Source organism: Lactobacillus sp. UCMA15818 (assembly GCF_030400225.1).
Lineage (GTDB): Bacteria > Bacillota > Bacilli > Lactobacillales > Lactobacillaceae > Liquorilactobacillus.
Window position 1 is genome coordinate 130,034 of the sequence record NZ_VJYB01000001.1, and the last position, 22,974, is coordinate 153,007.

23 protein-coding genes and 2 pseudogenes are annotated in these 22,974 nt (G+C 32.9%); 20 read left to right on the forward strand and 5 right to left on the reverse strand.

All coding sequences use genetic code 11. The annotated features are described in order from the left end of the window. Positions 1-48: 48 nt before the first annotated feature. The 20 genes and pseudogenes from FFX44_RS00615 to FFX44_RS00710 all read left to right on the forward strand — a co-directional run bounded on the left by FFX44_RS00615 (position 49) and on the right by FFX44_RS00710 (position 18,809). Positions 49-1,254 (forward strand): XRE family transcriptional regulator, encoded by a 1,206-nt coding sequence (locus FFX44_RS00615; RefSeq protein ID WP_289976877.1) that lies wholly within the window; start codon positions 49-51, stop codon positions 1,252-1,254. Between the two features lie 103 nt (positions 1,255-1,357). Next, positions 1,358-2,521 (forward strand): FRG domain-containing protein, encoded by a 1,164-nt coding sequence (locus tag FFX44_RS00620; protein WP_289976878.1) that lies wholly within the window; start codon positions 1,358-1,360, stop codon positions 2,519-2,521. A gap of 99 nt (positions 2,522-2,620) precedes the next feature. Continuing rightward, positions 2,621-3,490 (forward strand): conjugal transfer protein, encoded by an 870-nt coding sequence (locus FFX44_RS00625; protein WP_289976880.1) that lies wholly within the window; start codon positions 2,621-2,623, stop codon positions 3,488-3,490. Position 3,491: 1 nt separating this feature from the next. After that, positions 3,492-3,740 carry a TcpD family membrane protein gene (locus FFX44_RS00630; protein ID WP_057737462.1) on the forward strand — a complete coding sequence of 83 codons (249 nt, stop codon included), beginning with the start codon at positions 3,492-3,494 and terminating at the stop codon, positions 3,738-3,740. Between the two features lie 6 nt (positions 3,741-3,746). Next, the gene (locus tag FFX44_RS00635) at positions 3,747-4,172 is read left to right on the forward strand and encodes a TcpE family conjugal transfer membrane protein (protein WP_289976887.1); all 426 of its coding nucleotides are present in this window, start codon (positions 3,747-3,749) and stop codon (positions 4,170-4,172) included. Then, complete coding sequence (locus tag FFX44_RS00640; RefSeq protein WP_289976890.1) at positions 4,126-4,656, forward strand: antirestriction protein ArdA; 531 nt, start codon at positions 4,126-4,128, stop codon at positions 4,654-4,656. Before FFX44_RS00635 ends, FFX44_RS00640 begins: the two co-directional genes overlap by 47 nt. Next, positions 4,653-4,952: a hypothetical protein gene (locus FFX44_RS00645; protein WP_289976893.1), complete on the forward strand. Its 300-nt coding sequence runs from the start codon at positions 4,653-4,655 to the stop codon at positions 4,950-4,952. Before FFX44_RS00640 ends, FFX44_RS00645 begins: the two co-directional genes overlap by 4 nt. Before the next feature lie 16 nt (positions 4,953-4,968). Beyond that, positions 4,969-7,230 carry an ATP-binding protein gene (locus tag FFX44_RS00650; RefSeq protein WP_289976895.1) on the forward strand — a complete coding sequence of 754 codons (2,262 nt, stop codon included), beginning with the start codon at positions 4,969-4,971 and terminating at the stop codon, positions 7,228-7,230. Between the two features lie 31 nt (positions 7,231-7,261). Then, positions 7,262-9,073: a CD3337/EF1877 family mobilome membrane protein gene (locus FFX44_RS00655; RefSeq protein ID WP_289976896.1), complete on the forward strand. Its 1,812-nt coding sequence runs from the start codon at positions 7,262-7,264 to the stop codon at positions 9,071-9,073. A 225-nt stretch (positions 9,074-9,298) separates the two neighbouring features. After that, entirely contained in the window at positions 9,299-10,450 is a 1,152-nt protein-coding gene (locus FFX44_RS00660) for a phage tail tip lysozyme (RefSeq protein WP_289976897.1), read from the forward strand. Positions 10,451-10,460: 10 nt separating this feature from the next. After that, entirely contained in the window at positions 10,461-11,045 is a 585-nt protein-coding gene (locus FFX44_RS00665; protein WP_289976898.1) for a hypothetical protein, read from the forward strand. 10 nt (positions 11,046-11,055) lie between these two features. After that, the gene (locus FFX44_RS00670; protein WP_289976900.1) at positions 11,056-11,418 is read left to right on the forward strand and encodes a hypothetical protein; all 363 of its coding nucleotides are present in this window, start codon (positions 11,056-11,058) and stop codon (positions 11,416-11,418) included. 152 nt (positions 11,419-11,570) lie between these two features. Beyond that, positions 11,571-11,934: pseudogene (locus tag FFX44_RS00675) on the forward strand (recombinase family protein); the annotation flags it as partial. Between the two features lie 88 nt (positions 11,935-12,022). Beyond that, on the forward strand, positions 12,023-13,006 hold the full coding sequence (locus FFX44_RS00680) for a hypothetical protein (RefSeq protein ID WP_289976902.1): 984 nt from the start codon (positions 12,023-12,025) through the stop codon (positions 13,004-13,006). Between the two features lie 3 nt (positions 13,007-13,009). Next, positions 13,010-13,888, forward strand: coding sequence for an S-4TM family putative pore-forming effector (locus FFX44_RS00685; RefSeq protein ID WP_289976904.1), 879 nt, complete (start codon positions 13,010-13,012; stop codon positions 13,886-13,888). 177 nt (positions 13,889-14,065) lie between these two features. After that, a complete protein-coding gene (locus FFX44_RS00690) occupies positions 14,066-14,305 on the forward strand; it encodes a hypothetical protein (protein ID WP_289976907.1) in 240 nt (79 codons plus the stop codon). Between the two features lie 429 nt (positions 14,306-14,734). Then, on the forward strand, positions 14,735-15,352 hold the full coding sequence (locus FFX44_RS00695; RefSeq protein ID WP_289976909.1) for a TetR/AcrR family transcriptional regulator: 618 nt from the start codon (positions 14,735-14,737) through the stop codon (positions 15,350-15,352). A 100-nt stretch (positions 15,353-15,452) separates the two neighbouring features. Then, entirely contained in the window at positions 15,453-16,844 is a 1,392-nt protein-coding gene (locus FFX44_RS00700) for a DHA2 family efflux MFS transporter permease subunit (protein ID WP_289976911.1), read from the forward strand. 62 nt (positions 16,845-16,906) lie between these two features. Further along, positions 16,907-17,644 (forward strand): annotated as a pseudogene (locus FFX44_RS00705) (NADP-dependent oxidoreductase); the annotation flags it as partial. Positions 17,645-17,657: 13 nt separating this feature from the next. Continuing rightward, positions 17,658-18,809: an IS30 family transposase gene (locus tag FFX44_RS00710; protein ID WP_289976914.1), complete on the forward strand. Its 1,152-nt coding sequence runs from the start codon at positions 17,658-17,660 to the stop codon at positions 18,807-18,809. Between the two features lie 542 nt (positions 18,810-19,351). On the opposite strand, the gene lepB is transcribed toward FFX44_RS00710, so the two are convergent. The 5 genes from lepB to FFX44_RS00735 form a co-directional block, all read right to left on the reverse strand. Beyond that, complete coding sequence (gene lepB, locus FFX44_RS00715) at positions 19,352-19,942, reverse strand: signal peptidase I (RefSeq protein WP_289976916.1); 591 nt, start codon at positions 19,940-19,942, stop codon at positions 19,352-19,354. Positions 19,943-19,987: 45 nt separating this feature from the next. Next, positions 19,988-20,410, reverse strand: coding sequence for a hypothetical protein (locus FFX44_RS00720; RefSeq protein ID WP_289976917.1), 423 nt, complete (start codon positions 20,408-20,410; stop codon positions 19,988-19,990). A 115-nt stretch (positions 20,411-20,525) separates the two neighbouring features. Further along, a complete protein-coding gene (locus tag FFX44_RS00725; RefSeq protein ID WP_289976919.1) occupies positions 20,526-21,359 on the reverse strand; it encodes a TIM barrel protein in 834 nt (277 codons plus the stop codon). A 94-nt stretch (positions 21,360-21,453) separates the two neighbouring features. After that, positions 21,454-22,317 carry a DegV family protein gene (locus FFX44_RS00730; protein WP_289976921.1) on the reverse strand — a complete coding sequence of 288 codons (864 nt, stop codon included), beginning with the start codon at positions 22,315-22,317 and terminating at the stop codon, positions 21,454-21,456. Positions 22,318-22,411: 94 nt separating this feature from the next. After that, positions 22,412-22,831, reverse strand: coding sequence for a MarR family transcriptional regulator (locus FFX44_RS00735; RefSeq protein WP_289976924.1), 420 nt, complete (start codon positions 22,829-22,831; stop codon positions 22,412-22,414). Between the last annotated feature and the right edge of the window lie 143 nt (positions 22,832-22,974).

The window sequence follows — 22,974 nt, forward strand, 5'->3', positions numbered from 1 at the left end:
ACTACGAAGTCGCAAAAGTGAAGTTCTGTTAAGGAGGTAATATTTTGAGTGAAAAAAGTCAAATATGAATGGTCAAATGAATATGTTAGGAGCCTAAGGCTTCAACAAGGATTAACACAACATCAAGTTGCTAAAGAAATTGGTATTTCAACCAGAGCATATATTAATTTTGAACAAGGACGAAGTCAGTTCAGAAAGTCAACACAAGAAAATATTGAATCTTACTTTAAAAATTGTTTAACTCATGAAACCAAAATGGAGGTGATCATTGATTATTTAAGAATCCAAATACCCTTGCATGATTTGAATATAGTTTTCAACGATATTTTAAAAATAAATCGCAAAGCTTTTGTCTCAGATGAAATTAAACGATACGGTTATGTAGGTCGTTATAGTATTGATTTGATTCAGGTTTATCAATCAGTGCCAAACGATAACCGTGGAATTTTGATTGAATTTTCGGGCCAGGGCTGTCGCCAATTTGAAACTTTTCTCAAACAGCAACAACGAAGTTGGTTCAGCTTTCTCAAGGACTGTTATGCATTTCAAGCAAATGTGACTCGCATTGATATTGCAGTCAATGATTATAAAGAAGCCTTACCATTGAAAAGACTATTGCATAAAATGGAACGAAAAGAGTATAAATCAAAGTTTAAAACGTGTAGTTATCACTGGGGTACTCAAAGAAACGAAATTACCGATAAACTTCAAGCAACTGGACTTAGCTTGTATTTTGGATCAATGCAAAGCGAGTTTTATATGTGCTTTTATCAAAAAAATTATGAGATTGCCAAAAAGAAGCACCTAAAAGTGCAAGAAGTTCCTGTCAAGAATCGCTATGAACTGCGTTTTAGTTCAGATAAAGCTGATCAAGCAGTTAAACAATTAATCGACGTTGAAGATCCGATTAATATTTGCGATTTAATTTTTGGCTATATGAGTGAGTATGTTACTTTTTTGCGTCCAATAAAGAATAAGCCAAGAAAAAAATGGGAAATTTACCCGGCTTGGTCATTGTTTCTGGGAGATATCTCAACTTTAAAGTTTGTTACTGATCCTAAAGAATTATCCTTTGAGAAAACTAAAACATGGTTACAAAATCAAGTTATGCCAACTTTAAAAGCTTTTAAAATAATTGATGATACTTTTCAAACAGAAGAAATTGAGTCAATGTTAGCACAAGCCCACTTAGGTGAGCGACATAAAAAAATGATTCAAAGTGTGATTGATCCAAATTATTCTGTTACCGACTAATCAAGAAACTTAAAACTCTCTAAAATATTTTGTATCTATATTTTCTTTTAAACACATTAACTTTGTATTAAGATAAACATATAAAATAAAAGAGGGTAATTTTATGTCTGAGTATCAAGATATGAATATTAAAAAGGTTTATTTTAATAAAAAAAATACTGATTTCAGCGATAATAAAGAAACATTTTCCATGAAAATAGATTCTGTTGCATCCTATATTAATGCTATTAAGCAAGCAGGTATAGACACAGAAAATAATGAACTTTTTAACCGTAGCCAAGAACAGAGCATAGGTCATAGAGGATTTCAGCCCAATCAATTAACAGAAAATCCTCACAGTATTTTTGCATCTAAAGATGTTCACGAGAAAATGAGAAGAAAAATAGGCTCATATTTGTTTTACAGAGGAGAATCTCAAAAATACGACTATACTAGGCCTTCAATTTTCAAAGAAAAAGATGGAGCTTTTTTAATGAAAAAAGAAAAAGAAATTTTTCAAAAAATGATCAGTATTTCCCCAGAATTACAGAATGAAAGATATAGTACTTTTGATAAATTAGCTATTATGCAGCATTACGGTGTTCCTACCAGACTTTTAGATATATCATCAAATCCACTTGATGCTTTATACTTTGCAGTTTGTCAAGACGAAGGAGACGGTTCTGTACAAATATTTAAGCCATATCCTAACTCAGATAGCAATAAGAATAGAGTTAATTACCCAGATGGTGATAAAGTTGCTATTTTATCTGCACTATCTCAGCTTTCGTTTAATGAGCAAGTTCAAGTTTATAAAGATTGTCAAAAGTTAATTTCTGAACATAAAAAAATACTAAAACCAGAAAATTTTGCCAAAGGTTTATCTAAGGGGTCTATTAATCTCTATCATGCTATTTCTAAAGAGAATAATAATTTTGAAAAGAGAATAGAAGTGGAAGATTTAATGAATCCTTTAATTGTAGTACCTAACAAAATTGACTCAAGAATTTCAGCACAAAATGCTGCATTTTTACTAATGGGACTAGTAAACATTTCTAGTTACAATTCTCAAGAAAAAATTTTGGAATTAGTAAACGAGAAACTGCAAGAATATAAAGTGGGAAATCGTAGTATAGGTACAAATTACTTAATTAGAATAGTTATTAAGCAAAGATATAAAAAATTCATAAGAACAGAGCTTGAATTATTAGGAATAAATGTAGGTACTATCTATACAGATATGAACAATAAAATTTCTGCCATAGAGGATCAATTTTATTCTAAATAATTAAAGGGGGTATTTAAAATTAAAATCGGAAATTTTGAATTTAAAAGACGGAATTCCCGTCAAGTTGATAAAATTCCACATAAAAAGAAAAAAGTGAATATGAAATCAGCCAGGATCATTGTTTGGATAACAATGGTCTTTATTTTTTCTAGCGGAATTGTAGCTTTTATTAAAGCTAGTAGTGTTTCTCAGACAAATCATCGACTGCAAAAAGAGGTTCAAACTTATCAAGCAAAGCTTGATCGAGCTTCAACTAATGTCAGTGGTTACAGTCCATTATTAAACAACTACATGCAAGAATTTTTAAAGGTTTATCTCACCTATCCAAATAATACTGATGATATGGATAAAAGAAATCAAGATTTATCTGCTTATTATGCAACTAACTTAATTACCAATGATCAAGCTGGTAAAGACAACCAGACTTTCAATAAAGCTTATCTTCAAAGTATCTATACGCAACAAGGTGTCAAGATTGCACAATACTATGTCAATTACTCTGTCAATAATAACCCAACCAGTGGTTATCTGAATATTCCTTTTAAAGTAAAAAATAGTAAATTCACTGTTGTTAGTTATCCCTATTTTTCTAATAAGATTGATCCAGTCGGTCACATTGGTAAATTACAAAGTAAATACTCTAAAGGCAATCAAACTACCTCAGTTAACCTAAACAATCAAGTCACTGATTTTACTAAGTCATTTTTGAAAAAATATGCAGCTGCCAAAACTAGTGATATGAAATTTATTATGGCTAATCCTCAAGGATTAGCTGATAACTATAAAATCGTTAATATCCAAAATCTACGTGTTTATGGTACTAAAAGTAATCCTGTCGTTCAATGCCTACTAATTTTAAAACGCAGTGATTCGGATATTGAACACTCAGAAAACGTCACTTTAAAACTCGCAAAACAGCAAACAACTTATTTTGTTGATGAGTTTAATCATAATATTGGAGGAGATTAATATGCAACCTATCTTTTTAGCTTCTGAATTACCGTCTTTAGGCAATGTTTCTGATTGGGTCGTCACACAAGGTAAATATGCGATCACAATTATTATTGTTATTTTACTGGTTAAATTTATTTTCCGCCAAGAACTAGGTAGAGCGATTGGAATTGCTTTATTGACTGGTTTAACTTGGTTTGTCATTTCCAACTCGCAAACTGTTTTTACTGCCATTGGTAATATCTTCAAAACCATTTTCGGGAGTTGATCAATATTGGAAAAACATAATTATAACTACCGTAATGTTTTTAACGAACCAATTAAAATAAAGCAGTTAACACAAAATTTTTCACTGCCGTATTTCATCAAATTGAGAGATGTTTTAGTTTATCTGTTAACACTAATTATTCTCTTTATTGTTTTTCATTCAGTTGTAAGTTTTATCAGTTCATATATCCCGTTGTTTACCATGCTGTTTTATGTTGGTATGCCATACCTAACAGTACGCTTAGTTGAGAAGGTTCAACCAGACGGCAAGAATATTTTCTGGTATTTACTAGATTACATCACTTTTTATTTTGAGTATCTGCAAGGCAAAAAGAAAATTTGTCACGATATTAAAGTTAGCTACACTGATAAACCAGTCGTTTTTGATGAATTTAATTACAGAAAGAAGGGTAATCATGGAAAAAGAAATTAGTATCTTTGTTGAAAATCTTGCTCGCCGAAATGCTGGCAACACCCAAGGTGCCTGGTTCACCTTACCAGTACCATTTAATACGATTGCTCGTAAAATTAGATTAAGTGAAAACGAAGAAGAATGGATCATCACAGACTATGAAGCTCCATTTAACATTGGCGAATATGACAATATTAACAAGCTTAACCGAATTGCGACTGAATTGGATAATGTGCCTGATTATTTATGGGAAAATGCTCGTGATTTACTTGGCAGCGGGATTTATGAAAGTATCGAAGATTTAGTAAGTGATCCTGAACGCGTTATCTATCTACCCAATATTTCAGAAGATAGCGACCTCGGCAGCTATTTAGTTGAACATAATACTTGGTATGACGTTCCAAACAACTTAGCCGGTTACATCAATACTAGAAAATTTGGTCAGGATTACCGCTTTAGCACTGATGGTTTCTTTGCTAAAACTGGTTTCTTTATCTCCGCATGATATTTTTAACTCAAAAAGAAGCAATCAGAACTTATCTAATTTGGGTAGATAAGCAGTTAGGCAAAGAAAAAAATATTAAATATATGCCTTTGGTAAAGGTTGGTGAATTTCGTGACCACGAAGTCAGTAGTTTTGAAATTGCCTTTATGACTATGACTGATGAATTACGTACTCACAAAAAGTACAAAAACCTGCACTATGATAAACTGCCAAAAAACTATGCCGTGCAAATTATTCAAGATCGTAAGAGAAACTTCCGTGAACGTTTATTGAATGAGCTACTAATGATTTATTGAGAGGAGGAGGAATTTAATGGAATTACAGACACCTTTTAAGTTAATGAAAGACAATTTACTGCTAACAAAAAGTGGTGATATTTGGGCTTACTACAAAATTAAGCCTGAAAGTATTGCCACTAATGACCTAGATAAAAAAGAATTAAATAAACGCATGATGGCATTTATCTATGGCACACTTTCCAAATACAGTGAACTACACTTGGAAATGCTACCAAAAGATATGAACTTGACTGAACGTTTTACACAATTAGGCAAAGATTTTGCTGATGAAGCTTTACCAATTGCCAAATATTATGCTAATGAAACAGTAAAGCAGTTAGGATATGAACTCGGAACTATTACTAATGAAGAATTTATCCTTGGTGTGAAATTGAAGTCGTTTCAATATGCTGATTCAATTAAAACTGCTATTTCCAGTGGCTATGATCAATTTCTACAAAAGACTTTTTCGGCACTGGGTTATGAAGCAACAATTAATGAAACTTATTTCAAACAGTTTGCTAACGAACTAGACGAACTAAATTCAACTATGATCACAGTTAAAGGAACGCCTTTAAAAGAAAACGAACTGGCGTATTTGATTCGTTATAACTTTATCAGAAACATTCAACATGATGTGCTAAAAGAAAGCAAAGAGCATAATTTTTACAAACTTACGGATACAATTCTTGATCCAAGTGAGAAAGGATTCTTGAAATTGGAAAACGATCAAGGAACTTCATATGTTGCTTTCATTCCAATTGGTGCTTTACCGGATAATATCAGCTTTTCTCATTTATTTGAAACGGCACAAAGCATGAAATTTTCCGTAGAATTACAAATTAAAGCGGAGTATCAAGAAGTTGACGGTTTAAATGGCCTGAACTCTAAACTTTCTAGACTTCGTAGAAGATTTAAGAGTACCACCCAAGAAGCGCACCAAACAGGTGACCGTGATAGTCAACAAAATTTAACTAATCAAATTCTTTTAGATGAATTACAAAATGATATTGAAGCAGGTAAATCTATTTTGAAATGGTTAGCTTGCTTTGTTATTTCAGGAAATACAAAAGAAGAAGTTAAAGCTCGTTCTGATCGTTTAATTAATCGTCTTAGTTTAAGGGATATTGAAGCTTATCGACCTAATGCTGATCAACTACCATTGTTTTACCGTTTGCTCCAAGGTAATTCACTGGAAGGTAATAAAAACTGGTTACAGGTAACCAGTAACGAGGGCTTTGCGGAAAATCTGTTTGCGGTGAGTAACCGTTTAGGCAACAATGTTGGCTGGTATATCGGTCGTGTTGATGATTTAGCTGAAAGCCAGTCACTCGAACAATCAATTTATGCCAGTCGTAAAATTGTTTTGTTTAATCCAACAATCGCTAATAAAGGTATTAAAGGCGCAAAGACTGACAGTCCACATATTGCGGTCACTGGTGAAACTGGCAAAGGAAAATCATTCCTAGTCAAATTGCTGTTTATCTACATGTCGTTTATGAAAACAAAGCTTTTATACATTGATCCTAAAAAAGAAATTCGTAACTGGTTCAACAAAGTGATTGGAAAACGAGAATTGGGCGAAAAAGTCGGTATGTTAAACGTGATTGAAATCTTAAAAAGTTCTGATGATCCAGAAATCAAAGGCGCTGGCAATTTGCTTTATGAGATGATAACTGATTCTGTCTTACAACTGGGTTTTTCTGATGGTTCAAATGATGGTGTCAATCTAGCAGACCGAATCAATGTTCTAGAAGTATCTGGTTTAGAGCTACCAAAGGAGGGTGATAATCCTGATAATTACTCTGACCTAGAGAAAAAATCAGTTGCTTTAATGATTCCACTAGGTAAGTTCTGTGAGAAATTCGGTTCAAATGATAGCAATTCTTATACCGCTGAAATTTTTGATGAAGCTTGGATTTTCAATGTTGCTAAAAGTGGTAAGAAAATCCTCAAATCTATGAAACGTGTCGGACATTCACAAAATAACATGTTGTTGTACGCCACTCAATCAGTGGCAGATATTTCTGACCAAAATGATCATGGTCAATTTGGTGTCTTGTTTGCGTTTGATGAACCCAGCGAACGTGAAGCAATCCTAAACCATGTTCAACTACCAGTCAATGAAGAAAACCTACATTGGTTATCCAATATGATTAAAGGACAATGTTTATTCCGTGATATTTACGGTCGGGTTGGAAAAATTGCGGTTCACTCACTTTTTGATGAAATGACCAGCTCCTTTAAGACAATCAACAAAACGGCTTCTTCTAAAAGTGAGGAAATGTATCGGTAAAAACAATCAAGAAAGTTTAGGAGGTGACTATTTGAAAAGTAAATTTACAACGTTTGGACTAATTGGCGCTGCTGCGTTGGTTAGTCTTTTACTTTGCAAGATTTCTGTTTTGGCAGCTTCTAATTCGTCTGTGAAAAACATTTTGGCTGGCTATGATATGAACAAAATTCTTTCCACACTGGACTCTTTTAATCCTTACATGGAAAAGGCTGGATTAACTGATGTAACACTAAAGGCAATTACTGCTTTAACTGGATTCTTTTGGGAGATCAATCGTTTTGTGTTTAAAATCTTCGATTTTTCTCTCCAAATGATGTTTGGTGCAACCTCAATCAATAACAGTATTAACACCTTGATTGATAAGATTTCTGGTCTTTCTGGTCAGCTATGGGATAACTTATTTGGCAAGTTTGGAATCATCTTATTTGTAATTTCAATCCTGAGTGCTTTTTATATTTTTGCCTTTAAAAATGAGCGAGACGGTCTGAAAAGAATATTCTTAACGCTCGTGATTGTTGGCTTCTCAACTGTCTGGTTCAAAAATTCCAGTTATATGTTGCAAACTTTTAATTCAATTTCGACAACTGCACAAAGTTCATTGATGAGTTTAGATGATTCACAAGCAATCAAAAATGCTGATGCTACTAGTATTGTCCGTAAAAACTTCTTTGAAAAATCCATTGAACGACCCTATTATTTAATGAATTATGGCAAGACGGATATTGCTGATATTCAAAAAGCCAATGAAGATCCATACGAATTTCTTTCGGTCGATTATGACAAAGACTCTGATTCAATTAGTGAAAAAGTTAATGCCAGTAACAACAAGTATCTTAAAGAAAACCATATGTATTACAAGATACTAATTGCGTTAATGTCACCGTTGGTGTCAATCAGCTATGGGGTTCCACTGTTTGCGATTGGCTTTTTAAATCTGTGTGTGCAGATTTTTGCTTTAGTTTTATCGTTAATATTACCAATTATGGCTTTGTTGAGTCTGATTCCAAAATATTCTAGCAGTTTATTTAAAGGCTTGATGGACGTTATCTTGTTATTCTTCTCGAAAGCTTGTTTAGTGCTTGGAATTCTCGCAATCAATGTCTGCCAAGAAATCGTTGATATTATTATTCCACCAAACTCTTACGCTGGGTATTTTGTTAATGCTTTAGTGTTATGGCTGATTATGTTTTTAGGCTGGAAGAATCGCAGTTATCTGATTAAGCGTTTCTCTGGTGGTCGAATTAACTCATCTAAAGAAGTTTTACAAACTGTCAATAATCAAAAAGAAAAAATTGTTGAAAGTGTTCATCAAGCTAATGATCGACTGGAGAACGCTAATCACTTTGTTAGAAATTCTGGAGAAAAAATGGCAAGTTTCTTTAGCCGTGGTACTTCTAGCAGTGAAACGTCTGCTGACGTTAGTGAAGCTAAAAAGAAAGTTAATCAAACAAAGCGAACTCCACAAGAAAATGTTCAATCAACCACTTTTATTAAAAAAATGGCTCAAAAACGAAAACAAAAATCAGCAGCTTCAGAGCAACTTGACCCTAAAGATAAAAAGATTGCTGAACCACAAGAAACTAAGCCAAGCACTCAAAAAGAAATTCAGCAAAAAAGGATTGTTAAAATTGATGATCATTTTGAAAAAGGTAAGGATAGTAAAATACCCGATCCAATCAAACCAAAAGATCTAAAACAAGAACGCAAGTTAATGGTTGATGCTAGAACTAAACAACAGATTACAGGGTTAAATGAAGCACAATATCAAGCTAAAAAGAAGTTAAATGACTCTAAAGTAAAGACAGATAAAATACAAGAAAAAATCGAATCAATGAGAGAGTAGGTGAATCTTATGTGGCAATTGGTGGGGTACGTTTCGCTCAATATTTACCTACAAGCTGAGTCTAAGGAAAAGCTTAATCAACTAGCTATTCAAAAATATAACCCAGCTTTAAGTAAACAAAAACATTGGAAAAATATTTATCCAGAACCGATGTTAATTAACTATTCACGAAAGTAAAATACCCACCAATTTTATGTCAGTCGTGAAGAAATACGAGGTGAGTAAATGAAACTAAAGTTAGTCGGGATCTTAACGATCCCGATTTTTTTGCTGGTTATTCTAATTGTTATTGTTTTTATGATTTTTGATGGCAATGAAAAAAGTAATATTACAGATTTAGATTGTGCCAATAATTTAGGTATTTCAGGTAATCAAATATCTAAAGATACTGAAAAGAACGCTCAAATTATTTGGAACTATCTAATTAATCAAGGTTGGTCTAAAGCTGCGATAGCTGGTGTTCTAGGTAACTTACAACAAGAATCAAATATCAATCCCACTTCAACTAATTCAAGTTCTGGTGCACATGGAATCGCTCAGTGGTTAGGTAATCGCTTAACTAATGAAAAGAGCTTCGCAACCGAACACAGCAAAGATCCTGATAGTATTCAAGCTCAAGTCATGTTTCTCTACGAGGAAGCAAATGGAACCGAAAAATCTAATTTAGGAGATTACGCTAAAAATTCAACTGATCCAGCTATTGCTGCGGTTCAATGGGAGTTACGTTTTGAACGAGCTGGAAAGAATGAAGCCAATAACACTACTAGAGCAAGCAATGCAGAGTATTGGTACAACAAGTTTAAAGACTCAACCGGAGATAATTCTAATTCAAATACTGTTGAAATTACTGAAACAGATCAAGCTTGTTATAAAAATGCTGGTGAAGCACTTAGTGTCTCTGGTCCAACTGACAAGTGGTGGACGGATTTATCGGCTTGGGCTAATAAATGGGCGGACAAAGTTCCCGATAACTATTTGCTGGGTGGTAATCCTTCGAACCTTGATAATTCAGCAACCGCTAAAGCAGTGCATGGCGCAACTGACTGTTCAGGCTTTACTTACTGGGCATTTAATAAAATCGGAATTACACTGACTCGGACGTCACAAACGCAATGGTCACAAGATGTTGATGAAGTAAAAAAAGAAGATGCTAAAGCTGGCGATCTAGTTTTCTTTTACAGTTCAGTCAATGACGGTGCTGGGTCAGGGTATAGTCATGTTGGGATCTATATCGGAAATGGTCAGATGATTGATGAGGAAAATTCTGGAATTAAAAAAACAAACGTTTGGCAAGTAAATAATCCAGCATATGGCAACTGGAGTAAAGTTTCATATGGTCGAATTAAAGCAAGTTTATTACCAGATAAGTATAAATGAGGTGAACCAGGTGAATAGAAATAAAATAATCTTGATTATAATCGGAATTCTAACACTAAGTGTCTTTTATAAAATTAACGCAACTAATCAAAAACTAAGTAGCAAAGACTTAAAGCAAACAGCTCAGATAACAAAATTAAAGGCTAAAAATAAGAAACTAACAGCTCAGCAAGTTTCTTTTGAAAACAGTTCTACTTCAACAACTATCACTAAAAATAGCCCTGATAAAAAAGCAGAACAAACAGCAATGAAGTTATTTAGAAATCTAAACACTTGGAACGCAGATAACTGGTTAGAAAAGCAGCAAATTGCTACAAAATATGCCACTGATAATGTTCTAACATTCCTTGGTGGCGGTCAAGCAACTAATAATCAATCAATAGGCGCCAAACAATTAAAACAGTTGAATGCAACTTCACAACTAATAGCATTTGCCTTTTATTTTGAACAACATTCAGAAGATAACGAAATTAAAGGTATCTTCATTGGAATGGTTAAAACAACAAGTTCTGGCAATCAAACAACAAATAATATCAAATATCAATTTACTTATGACACAAAACAAAGGAAAATCACCGAAATATTAACATTTTAGGAGGTAAAAAATGAAACTATTACAGAATAAAAAACTAACTATAATAACGTTATTAACAGTCATAGGTTTAGGAATTCTAGGCTTTGCATACTACAGACACGAAACCAAATATGACTATGAAATCAACCAAGTTCTCAATTATGAAAATAAAATTGCTGTTCCTGGTCAAAAAAAATTAACAAAACAAAACACAAAGATTATTATTTATGATGATCCATCAGAAAATGAACATTTAATCAGTATTAGTTTTAAATATCCCAATGGCAATCAAGCAAATGACTGGTTTGTCTATTACTTACTAAATAATAGGAGTAAGTTTTTACAAACATCTCCGGATAAAATCAATGCCTTAAAAATTATATACGAGAAATAAAACAAGTGATAAAATTAAAAGGAATGTACGAGATAGAATTACATTCTACATTTTTTCAAATTTACAAGTTAGGTTTCAAAGAATCAATGATTATTAAATCAGTTGAACATGATAAAGTAAGTATGGTGTACCAGTTTTACAACTAGGACGTCCTAAGGGCCGTTGATAAACTGTTTACGGATAAATTAAGTGTTACTAATATCAATCGACCGTAACTTCAAAGAATGCTGACCTTTATTCGAGTGTGTGAAATTTAACGTCTATAACGGGTATTGCTGACCTTAATTTGTGCTAACTCATGACAAACTTCATTATTGAACATCAGCAACGAGGAATTGCCTTGACCAAACAGCAGGCTAAATTATCCTGGTCGCAAGCCGCAATATGCCGAAGATGATCTCTGTTTGTTACAAACGTTTAATTTATCAGGCAGGTTTGAGTGATGTGGATGTCGCATGTAATACAGGGATTAAACGGACTACCCTTATTCGATGTACAAAAATGATGTTTATGTGAGATAATCATGTCAAATTAGACTGGTGAGTAGCAAAGCCGCTAGAAAAATACAAGCTGAAAACGATGATAGGAAAAGGGGAATGTGTTTATGACTATAGATTCTTGGTTTAACAATTATGTTTCAGAAAACATAAATATAGATAGTAAAAAAAGCACAGGTGCAAGAAATAGTAGAAATTGGTTAACTTCAAATATTAAGGATCTTAGTCAAAAAAACGAGGAAAACCTTGAATTATACTCGGGCTCAGAATTTGCATTAAAAATGGGATCATTTGCTCGAAAGACACAGATTAGACCTCTTGACGATGTTGACCAAATGATTATCTTTTCGGCAAAGGGTAGCACCGCTAATTTAGATACGTCTCAATGGAATCAGGTGTTTGTAAATGTTCCAGATAGCGCTCCTGAATTAAAGAAAATGGATGGAGAAAATGGGCTTAGTTCTATAAAAGTTTTGAATTATCTTAAACAGCTATTGAATGGAATATCGCAATATCAGTCGGCAGATATTAAAAGGAGTCAGCAAGCACTCAGACTGGAATTATCAAGTTACGACTGGGGATTTGATATAGTCCCTGGATTTAGAACTGTTGATGATGGTCAGGGATATTACTACTATATCATTCCAAATGGGGAAGGTGCTTGGGAAAAAACAGATCCACGAATAGATCGTCAAAATTTAAATGAATATCAAAAAGAAGCCACAATTGATCTAAGGGAAGTAGTGCGTATTCTCAAATATTGGCGAAAGGCTCATAATGCAGTATGCAAGCTTAATTCTTATGCACTAGAGACCATGGTTCTTGACTTTATAGACACTAATCCAATATACTCCAACTCCCGAGAGTTTATAGAAAGTTTCCTTCTTTATCTTTCAAAAGCAGTTTTCTGTTCTGTTCAAGACAGAAAGGGATTTCAAGGAGATCTGAATTTTTTAGATTTTACAGCTCGTTTAGAAATTCAGAAAAGAGCAATATATTACCATGATATGATAAAAGAGACTAATAGTTACGAAACTGAATCTATGAGTGAGCAAGCAATAAAATCTTGGACTAAGTTTTTTGGGAACTGATAGATGAAAATAAAAATTGACATAGCTAAGCAAAACACACCCAAAGCAATTCGGTTATTGTCTGCACAAAGAAATTTATATTCTCAAGCAAAATTTATAGAGCTTTTTAGCTTTTTGTCAACATTAGTTCCGATTATCCTTGTACTTTTTATTGGAAATGGGATTTGCATTCAATTCATTACAACAATCGCCACCGTGATACCTCTCTTACTAACTCAGTGGTCAAAAAATGAAATAAAAAGTGCCGCAAGAATTCAAGAAAAATTTGACACTCTTATATTTGGGCTATACTGGAATGAAATATTAGTCGGAAGAGAACCAAGTCCCGAGATTATTAATAAGTTTTCAAAAAATCAGGATCAAAGTACTCTAAAAAATTGGTACACTAATCCAGATTTAGATTCAGATGAATTAAATATAATCATTTGCCAAAGGAATAATGTAGTATGGAATATACAGCTCCATAAAACCTGTAAAAATGTAATAGCATTTTTACTTTTGCTATTTCTAGGATTTATTATTGCTGGTATTTTTTTTAAAGATTACATGTGGGTACATGCTATGGATACTGCTATCGTTACTATAATTCCAATTGTTATCAAACTTGTAAGTTATTGGATCAGTTTTAAAGCTTTGCTAGATGAAGAAACTCAACTAAATAACAAGATAGATGATATCATTCACTCTATAGATGAAAATAGATATTCAATTTCTGTTGAAGACTTAAGATCTATTCAAGATTTTATATTTGTTAATATTAGATCTGCAACTATTTTAGTTCCAAATTGGATTTACTTTGTCACCAAGAAAAGCCGGGAAGAAGCAATGAAATCTTCTACAAAAATTATTGCTAATAATTTAAAAAATCATTTAACCCATTAAATTATGGCCTTCATTTTGTAATTAAGGGACTATAAGTCTCGAATAGCCCCTATAAATTTCTTGATTACCAATATTAATATACCTTAGGTTTTATTATTAGCGTTTTTACTTTAACATATTTGATTAATCGCCCCTAAAAAGGAGCGATTTTTTATTATTATAAAAGAGGTGAATTTTATGAGATTCAAAAAGTTATTAAAATTAGTAAAAAAATATAATCAAAAATATTCTGCTAAGAATTATCGTACTTTAGAAGTTTGTGGTACTGATGAAATATATGTTTATTTAAAATCTAAAAATAGGAAAGAGGTTGCCTGCATTTCAAGAGATGGAATTTCATTTGCAGATGAAGGTATTTTCTTTATCTATAAAGAATTGAAACTATTGTTAAAAATAATGCGTTTAATAAGAGGTTAGAATTCAGTAAAGCTATGCTTTTACGTGTAAGTGTTGTTATGCGCTTAAAATGTCGGCACTGGCTGATCACCAATAATTTGCAGTCTAAATGTCTTTTTCCTTCAATTATTCAATTAAGAGATATAATCATCATATTACCGAAAAGTAGTTTTATAAAATTATGGCGCATTTTTTTCTAGACACTTGTTCTGATTCTTTCAGTATTGAACTAATTAATATAATTTGAGATCCTGATAATTAAGTCCTCAAAGCTTGAGAAGCGCGTTTGAAAGATAAATCTCGTTTTAATAATGAATGAAAAGCTTTATTACTATTCGACTTTGGATAACTTGTTAAGAAATTGACTCTTATGTTGACAATTTCTCTAATATTGATAAAATGTTTAATAGACTGACGGTCGGTCTATTAAATTTAAAAAGGACAACAACAATGATGAGTAACATAACAAGTATAAAAAAACAAGTACTAGATGAATCAGAGAAGTTTTTTGTTGTAAAAGGATTCAATAAAACTACCATTCAGGACATTCTGAATTCTGTCGGAATAGCCAAGGGAACTTTTTACTACTATTTCAAGTCTAAAGATGATGTTTTAAATTGCATTATTGATAGACGTTTAGATATTTGTGTTAATAAAATGAAAACTATTATGCATGATAAAAAATTAACACCTCAAGAAAAACTATACTGGGGTATTAATACACAAAAAATTTTTTTCCAAACAGAAGGTAAAATAAAAGATCAACTTCATTTAGTAGAAAATGCTCAATTTCATCAACGAAGCTTTGTTCAAAGTGTTAAAAAATTAACGCCTATATTAACAAAAATCATTCAAGAAGGTATTGATGATAGTTCTTTTTCCACTCCTTTTCCACAATCAACTGCGGAATTACTGCTTTCAGCATCACTAATATTCGACAATGGTCTTTTTCAATGGTCGGAAAAAGAAAAACAAAAAAAAGTTCTGGGTTACATTTATATTGTCGAAAAAAGTTTAGGAGTCCCTCGAGAATCATTAGCAAATTTAAAAAAATTATTTGATTGTTAAAATGTAAGAAGAATAGTTGCTATGAGACAGTAAGTAATTTGAACTACTAAGCAAAAAATATACTAAACTTAAGTATCAGAGTTAGGAGTTATTGTACACAATGCCAAAAGAAAAAATTAGTATTAAAATCTATCTAGCGATTATTGCTGCTGGAGTTATGTCTTTTTGTGGAATCTTAATTGAAACTGCCATGAATATTACATTTCCAACAGTAATGAAGGAATTTCAAGTTTCGACCGATATTGTTCAGTGGCTGACAACTGCCTATCTTTTAGTTATTGCAACAATTGTTCCAATTTCATCTTTTCTCAAAAGAAAGTTTTCTAATAAAATATTATTTATAGTGGCTAATCTGCTGTTTATTGTGGGAACAACTCTAGCAATTTTCGCTCCTTCATTTATATTCTTGTTAGTCGGTAGAATCATACAAGGTATAGGAACTGGGATTTCTTTGCCGCTAATGTTCAATATTATCTTAGAGCAAGCACCAAGAGAAAAATTAGGATCAATGATGGGACTAGGAAGCTTAATTACTGCAATTGCACCTGCACTTGGTCCAACCTTTGGAGGAGTCTTATTAACAACTTTGGGATGGCGATATATATTTATTTTCATTCTGCCAATTTTAATCATTTCGCTTATCATAGGGATTTCTACAATTAGTTCGCAACACGTTTCAGAAAATGTACGTTTTGATGTATTAAGTTTTTTGTTTATTGGTCTTACATTTTTTGGGCTGATTTATGGAATTAGTAATATTTCTAAAGTTGATTTAGTTAGTCCAAGTGTCTTAGGTTCATTAATTATTGGTCTTGCATCCTTAACATGTTTTGTTGTTCGTTCAAAAGGGTTAAAAAACCCACTACTGGATTTGTCAGTTTTTAAGAGTAGTTCTTTCACTCATCATGCATTGAATGCTTTTTTATTTTTAGTTTGTATGTTAGGGATTTCTTTTTTAATCCCTAACTATATTCAAATAGTTAATCGAGAATCAGCTTTTACAGCTGGACTACTAGTCTTACCTGGTGCATCATTGGGTGCAATTCTTTCACCAGTTGCTGGTAAGGTTTTAGATAAGGTCGGATCTTTTAAACCATTGTGTGGCGGTACTATTGTAGCAATTATAGGTATGTTAGGATTTTCACTTTTAGGTAGAAGTCTTAATCTGATTCAAATTGTGTTGTTATTTGTTATTTATTTTGCAGGACTTAGTTTCGTGATGGGAAATACTATGACAACTGGATTAAAGGGATTATCGCAAAAACAAGTTCCCAGTGGAAATGCTATTTTCAACACAATTCAACAATTTGCTGGGGCTGTTGGAACATCTGTCGTATCAACGATTGTTTCTGCCGCACAAGGAAACTCCACTGGTACTTCTTACATTACCCGAACAGCTTTTGGATCTCAGTATAGTTTCTTTTTTCTATTATTTTTATTATTGATTTGTTTACTGAGTTTGTTTTCTCTAAAATTTAGAAAAGAAATCTAGTACATTAATTTTTTTGAACGTCATAAATCTAGTATAAAGTTAACTTAAAAGGAGATTTTTTTATGAAAGCAGTAATTATTAGCGCTTATGGAAAAGCAGATCAGTTATACTTAGCAGACATTGATGTCCCTAAAGTTGCAGAGGATGAAGTATTAGTAGCAGTTGAAGCAACTAGTATTAATCCAATTGATTGGAAAGCAAGACAGGGTATGCTACAACCCGTGTATAATTGGAGTTTTCCTGTTGTATTGGGCTGGGATTTAGCCGGTACAATTGTTCAAGTTGGACCTGCTGTAAAAAAATTCAAAGTTGGTGATGATGTTTTTGCTCGTCCTGACAACTACAAAGATGGGAAAAAGGGAACTTATGCTGAATATGCTGTTGTTAAGGAAGATAAATTAGCCCTGAAACCGGCAAATTTATCTTTTGAAGAAGCCGCAGGTATTCCTCTAGCCGGATTGACAGCATATCAGGTTATCAAAGATCAGTTAAAAATAAGAGCAGGTGAAAAAGTTTTAATTCAAGGTGGTGCTGGTGGTGTTGGGTCATTTGCAGTTCAACTTGCAAAATATTTTGGAGCTTACGTGGCCACAACAGCTAGCCCTCAAAATGAGGTCTTCTTAAAAGAAATAGGTGCTGACGAAGTTATTGATTATCATACGACTAAAATTACTGATGTATTGCATGACTACGATGCAGTCTTTGATACTGTGAATGAAATCGATGCAGGTATTTCTATTTTAAAACCAAATGGACGTCTGGTAACTATTGCCGGAAATCCTAGTGAAAAACAAAAATCAGGTTCACAATCTGGTGAAAAACAAACGAAATAAACATCTAACACCATTTGAGCGTGGTCAAATCGACTATTTATGGAATACCGAGGGAATTCATAATCAAGCCGAAATTGCTCGACGGTTACATCGAACAGCTATGACGGTTAATAATGAACTCCGGCGGAGTCAACGCTTTTCGGATTATAAATTGATGCCGCGTAAATGGCATGCTTATCGTTATAATGCCGAAGAAGCTCAACAATATGCCGATTTAAGAAAAGATCGGATTGGTACTAAGAAAAAGTATTCAAAGAAAAAAGCACGGATTATTGCTAAACGAATTTTAGATGATAAATGGTCACCGCAAATGATTGCTGAAACTCATAAAGAATTGAATTTGAGTCGTAATACAATTTATAACTGGATTTATCGTGGTATGATTCCTGGTATTTCTGAATCCAATTTGCGTTATCGACATAAATATCGCCGGGGGAAGCCACAAAGGAAAAATGAAATGTATGCTAAAGAAAAAAAGGCAGCTGAATTAAAAGCTGAAAGAAAGAGAGTGAAACAAAAAGAAAAGCAGCTGATTCGCCCACTTAAACATTCAATTGAAGAACGCCCAGTAGGTGTTGATAAGCGTAAAATTTTCGGTCACTGGGAAGTTGATTGTGTTCTACCAAAAAAAGGTTATCGTCAGGTTTTTGTGACATTCTGTGAACGAAAAACACGCTATTATATTGTTTTAAAGGCTGAATCTCAATCTGGTAAAGCAATTTGTAAAATTCTAGATCAATTTATGGGCTTATTTGGCAAACGTGTAAAGTATATTGTTCAATCATTCACATTTGACAATGGATTTGAATTTGCCAATCATTTTGTGATTAATAAAGTGCAACGTGAATACGAAATTATAGCGTATTTTGCACATCCATACAGTCCGGCTGAACGTGGTTCGAATGAGAATGCTAATCGGATGTTACGAGAATATTTTCCAAAGAAAACACACTTTGAATATATTAACAACGATGATATTCGCCATGTGTTACATAAGATTAATAAACGTCCAAAGGCCGTCTTAAACTATAAAACGCCGAGAGATGTATTCAGACAAAAAATGCATGAAATTGATCGAACCTTTGGCTATAAACGACATTTAAGACGATCTAAAAGCACTAGCAAACGTTGATTTAAAGAAATTTTCATCAAAACTAATTAGTAAAATCGTAGCAAGCTTTACGTGTAAATCATTGCATAAACACAAAAAGCAATGATTTTTTACATGAAAATCAAAAATAGTCGTCAAAATTTGGCTAGCAAATTAAATTATTTTTGCTGGTTATAAGTTTTGACGACTATTTTTTCTACTGCTTTTTTGCAATTTTTTGATTTTTATTTTCTTTTTCAAATTTATTTTTGGTTTTTTTTAATACGTTAAAACGTTGTTTTAACAATCTTTCAGGACGTGTATAAAAATAAGAGGGTACTTAGATTAAAATTTGTTCTTGACAATTTCTTTATTCTGTCTAGTTTACATAATATATATTATCGAAAGTAGAATGTACATTAAAAACAGCCTATCTATGCTATACAGATAAATTACTTAAACTTTACTTTCTCAAGTTTCTCCATAATAATCTTAGTATTTCAATAGCTTAAACTCAGATAAAAAGGCCGAACCAAAGAATTAAGATTCAGCCTTTTTATCTAGGTAACACTGATTTCAAAAAATTAATTATTTGAATATGAATTTATCAATGCTTTTTTCGAATTCCAGAATGGAACTTTTACGACACCATCAATTTTACCCTTAGGAACAAAACCATAATAGCGGCTATCGTTAGAATCCTTACGATTGTCGCCCAAAACAAAGTATTTACCCTTAGGAACGGTAAAGGAAGTACCCGTCCCAAGTTTAACACCATTTGCCTCTTTTAAAACGAGGGTCAGTGTTCCGGTCGTCCTTTGTAATTTCGTGATATAACCTTGTGACATTTTTTTATTATTAATATAAAGTTGACCATTACTTCTATACTCAACCTTATCCCCTGGCATACCAATTACACGCTTAACATATTTAGTTGACTCAGTAACAGCTTGATTATTTTTATCAACTCCAGATGCATTGAAGACAATGACTGTATTATGCTTGATTTTAGCCTGTTTAAGCAACATTACACGTTCATCATTTTGCAATGTTGGATACATGGATGTTCCGTCAACCTTGACAATTCCAAACCAAAACTGCTTAACTATCAGCGCAATTAGCAAGCCGATAATGATTGGTAAGACCCAACTAAATATTTCTTTGAAAATCTTCAACTTTCTTACTCTCCTTATGGCTATTTTTTTAAATATCCAATTAATTTATTTAATGACACGTTTTGGTGGCAACAAACTTCTACCATTATTCAGAGTCCTTTTTTTTAAAGACCAAATATAGTAGGTAAAAATGCCACAGAAAAATAGCTCATAGAGGCTAAACCAGATGTTCCTCACATAAAGAAACGGCATTGACATTGCAGCACAGTTCAAGAATAACTTGAAAACAAAGTTACCTCTCATAAAATAAACCATATTGCTGATAACTGCTAGTACCCCAAATATTACTAGCAAGATTGTCAAAATAATTATAATTGAAAAAATATTAGTGCCATTAGCTATTTTTTCTGCATTTGCAGAAGAATATCCTTTATGAAGATAGAATTTAACCAGTAGTCTAAAGTAAGTATCGTTTAGAACATACAAAAGACCAAGTCCCCCAACGGTTATATTCAAAAACTTATTCAAACACTCATCTCCCTCGAACGAATAAATCAACTATTAGTTAGTGTACTACTTACCATCTAGAATTATATACGCTGAGTAAGTAAATGAAAGAAAAGTATTTTTTTTTAAATCAATTTTAAGCTCTTTTATTCAGTTTATTGTAAATGCCAATTAGATAATGATAACTTGCAACTTGTTCTGTTGCTTCATTTTCATTAGCGAGTTTGATTTCAAAGATACTTGAAGCATTCTCATTCAATAACGGTAAAACATCTTCCCAATTAATTTTCCCCTTACCTAATGGCAAACTATCATGCGTTAATCCCATGGAATCAACTAAGTGATAGTGGACTATGTGGGATTTAAGCCTCTTTAAGCTGGCACATAATTTAGGATTATCTGCCTTAATCTTTATAAAGCAATGACTGAGGTCAAAAGCCAAGCGATATTTTTTGTCTAAAATGAAGCGGTCCTCATCTGCGCAGCCGTAATAAAACAAACGTGATATTGAGTTTTCAAACATGATATGTGATTGTCCGAGATTTGCATATCTATCAAGTTTTTGGTAAACTACATTTCTTGCTTCTGAAAATGACGGATATAAAGCAATCATCTTTTCAGTATGTCTCGAGTATGAACCGTGCAACAGAGTCTGTAGATTGTAATCAAAAGATAACTGTAATAATTGATTAGTACTAGAATCTATAAAATAATTCAGTTCTTTAAAGTCATTTTGTGGTGCAACTAACTCTGTATATTCACCCTTGTACCTCATTGGATGATGTAAAATTATATGTGCAACACCTTGTGCTTTCACCTGTAGTATCGCTGCTGTAAGCTTTTTTATACCTTCTTTTGTAAAATCATCTTCATCAGTATAAAATTCAAAAACATTTGGTCGATAACTTAATCGATTTTTGAGTTGTTCGCTCTGTGAACTAGCTTTGAGACCTAAATCAATATTTTTCATAAACAACACCTCTTCGATTAAAAACCTTTTCAGAAAAAAAGCCGATAAACTAAAGAGTTTCAGCCAATTTTTCAATTATAATAGCAATACTATATTACTTATCAATATCTTTCATCCAAGCCAGTGCAATTGCTTTTTCTCCAAGATGAGTTCCAATGACAGGACCAAAATAACTTAAATCAATTTGACAGTCTGGATATTTCTGAGAAAGTTCTTTTCTCCAAGATTCTGCGGCCTTCAGATCATTTGCATGAATAACAATCAGTCTGAGTGGATAGTCTGCTTTTTCTTTATCTTCTTCAAAAATTTTTTCAGCCCGCTTGAGTGCTTTCTTCATGGAACGGACCTTATCAAAAGCCACAATCTTATGTGAATCATTATCAAAAGTCAAAAGTGGCTTTATCTTCAAGACACTTCCAATAAGGGCTGAAGCATTTGACAAGCGTCCGCCACGGACCAAGTTCTGTAGATCATCAACAATAAAGCATTCATTCATGGTTTCTCTTAAATTTTCTAACTCAGTTAGTATTTCTTCAACATTAGCGCCAGCTTCTGCCATTCTAGCTGCTCTTAAAACGAGATTGCCCATCAGCATTACGGTGATTTGCGAATCAAAAGGATAAACTTTTGTTTCTTTAATCTCAGTTGCCACATTCTTTAGAGTTTGATAAAATCCAGAAATTGTTGAGGCTAGATGAATACTGATAACAGCATCATATCCTTGTTTTCCTAGGTTCTCATAAAATTTAATCAATTCACCAATAGCAGGTTGAGAGGTACTAGGAAATGTCTCAGATTTCTTAAGCTTTTCATAGAACTCTTCTGTGGAAATATCTACCCCTTCCTTGTACACTTCATTATCAATGATAACCGGAAGTGGAATTATATGAATGTTATTATCCGCAATTTGTTTATCTGTTAAATATGCGGTACTGTCAGTTACAACAGCGATTCTCATAGATGTACACCTACTTCTTTGCTTTTTGTTATACCATGGTATCATAACACATAAAAAAAAACGCGACTACTAAACACCTGAATGAGAAGCACGGCTACATTCGTTCCATACTTTTACTCAATCTATTAAGAAGAATCTGTAATAAATTTTGTTCTTCTTCAGACCAATGTGAAAAAAGTTGTTTGCTATACTGTGCAATGTCTTTCTTCATGTCCGCTATAGCATCCAGTCCCCTAAATGTACTGGTGTATGCAAAAAAGCGGCGTCCCTGTTGGCTTTCTTGTGACTTTTTGACAACAAACTCTTTTGAAAGTAACTTAGATAATTGTCTGCTTAATGTGGAAACATTGAGCTGTGTCATTTTTGCCAGCTTTTCTTGGGTCGAAGCACCATCGACAATTTTTAGAAGTAATTGCCATTCTGCAAGTGTTAATCCATTTTTTTGTGATAAAGCAACGAGCTTTTCTCGATACTGACGTTGAAGATCAATAAGACTATCCAAGCAGCTTTTCAAAAGAATCCCTCCAATAAAAGTTTAATATGCATTATGCAAATTACATTAATCATTATGAATTAATTATGTAATAATAGCAAGTGCAACACATTTATTTTCTTACCTGTAACACTCAAAAAAGTATCTTTGCTCTTTATACGGTT

Bases quoted from the DNA above. Each gene is read 5' to 3' on its own strand.
- FFX44_RS00630 (WP_057737462.1), top strand. From the start codon at position 3,492: ATGCAACCTATCTTTTTAGCTTCTGAATTACCGTCTTTAGGCAATGTT.
- FFX44_RS00725 (WP_289976919.1), bottom strand. From the start codon at position 21,359: ATGAAAAATATTGATTTAGGTCTCAAAGCTAGTTCACAGAGCGAACAA.
- FFX44_RS00640 (WP_289976890.1), top strand. From the start codon at position 4,126: ATGAATTTAATTACAGAAAGAAGGGTAATCATGGAAAAAGAAATTAGT.
- FFX44_RS00685 (WP_289976904.1), top strand. From the start codon at position 13,010: ATGAAAATAAAAATTGACATAGCTAAGCAAAACACACCCAAAGCAATT.
- FFX44_RS00730 (WP_289976921.1), bottom strand. From the start codon at position 22,317: ATGAGAATCGCTGTTGTAACTGACAGTACCGCATATTTAACAGATAAA.
- FFX44_RS00645 (WP_289976893.1), top strand. From the start codon at position 4,653: ATGATATTTTTAACTCAAAAAGAAGCAATCAGAACTTATCTAATTTGG.
- FFX44_RS00660 (WP_289976897.1), top strand. From the start codon at position 9,299: ATGAAACTAAAGTTAGTCGGGATCTTAACGATCCCGATTTTTTTGCTG.
- FFX44_RS00620 (WP_289976878.1), top strand. From the start codon at position 1,358: ATGTCTGAGTATCAAGATATGAATATTAAAAAGGTTTATTTTAATAAA.
- FFX44_RS00670 (WP_289976900.1), top strand. From the start codon at position 11,056: ATGAAACTATTACAGAATAAAAAACTAACTATAATAACGTTATTAACA.
- FFX44_RS00680 (WP_289976902.1), top strand. From the start codon at position 12,023: ATGACTATAGATTCTTGGTTTAACAATTATGTTTCAGAAAACATAAAT.
- FFX44_RS00625 (WP_289976880.1), top strand. From the start codon at position 2,621: ATGAAATCAGCCAGGATCATTGTTTGGATAACAATGGTCTTTATTTTT.
- FFX44_RS00690 (WP_289976907.1), top strand. From the start codon at position 14,066: ATGAGATTCAAAAAGTTATTAAAATTAGTAAAAAAATATAATCAAAAA.
- FFX44_RS00650 (WP_289976895.1), top strand. From the start codon at position 4,969: ATGGAATTACAGACACCTTTTAAGTTAATGAAAGACAATTTACTGCTA.
- FFX44_RS00695 (WP_289976909.1), top strand. From the start codon at position 14,735: ATGATGAGTAACATAACAAGTATAAAAAAACAAGTACTAGATGAATCA.
- FFX44_RS00700 (WP_289976911.1), top strand. From the start codon at position 15,453: ATGCCAAAAGAAAAAATTAGTATTAAAATCTATCTAGCGATTATTGCT.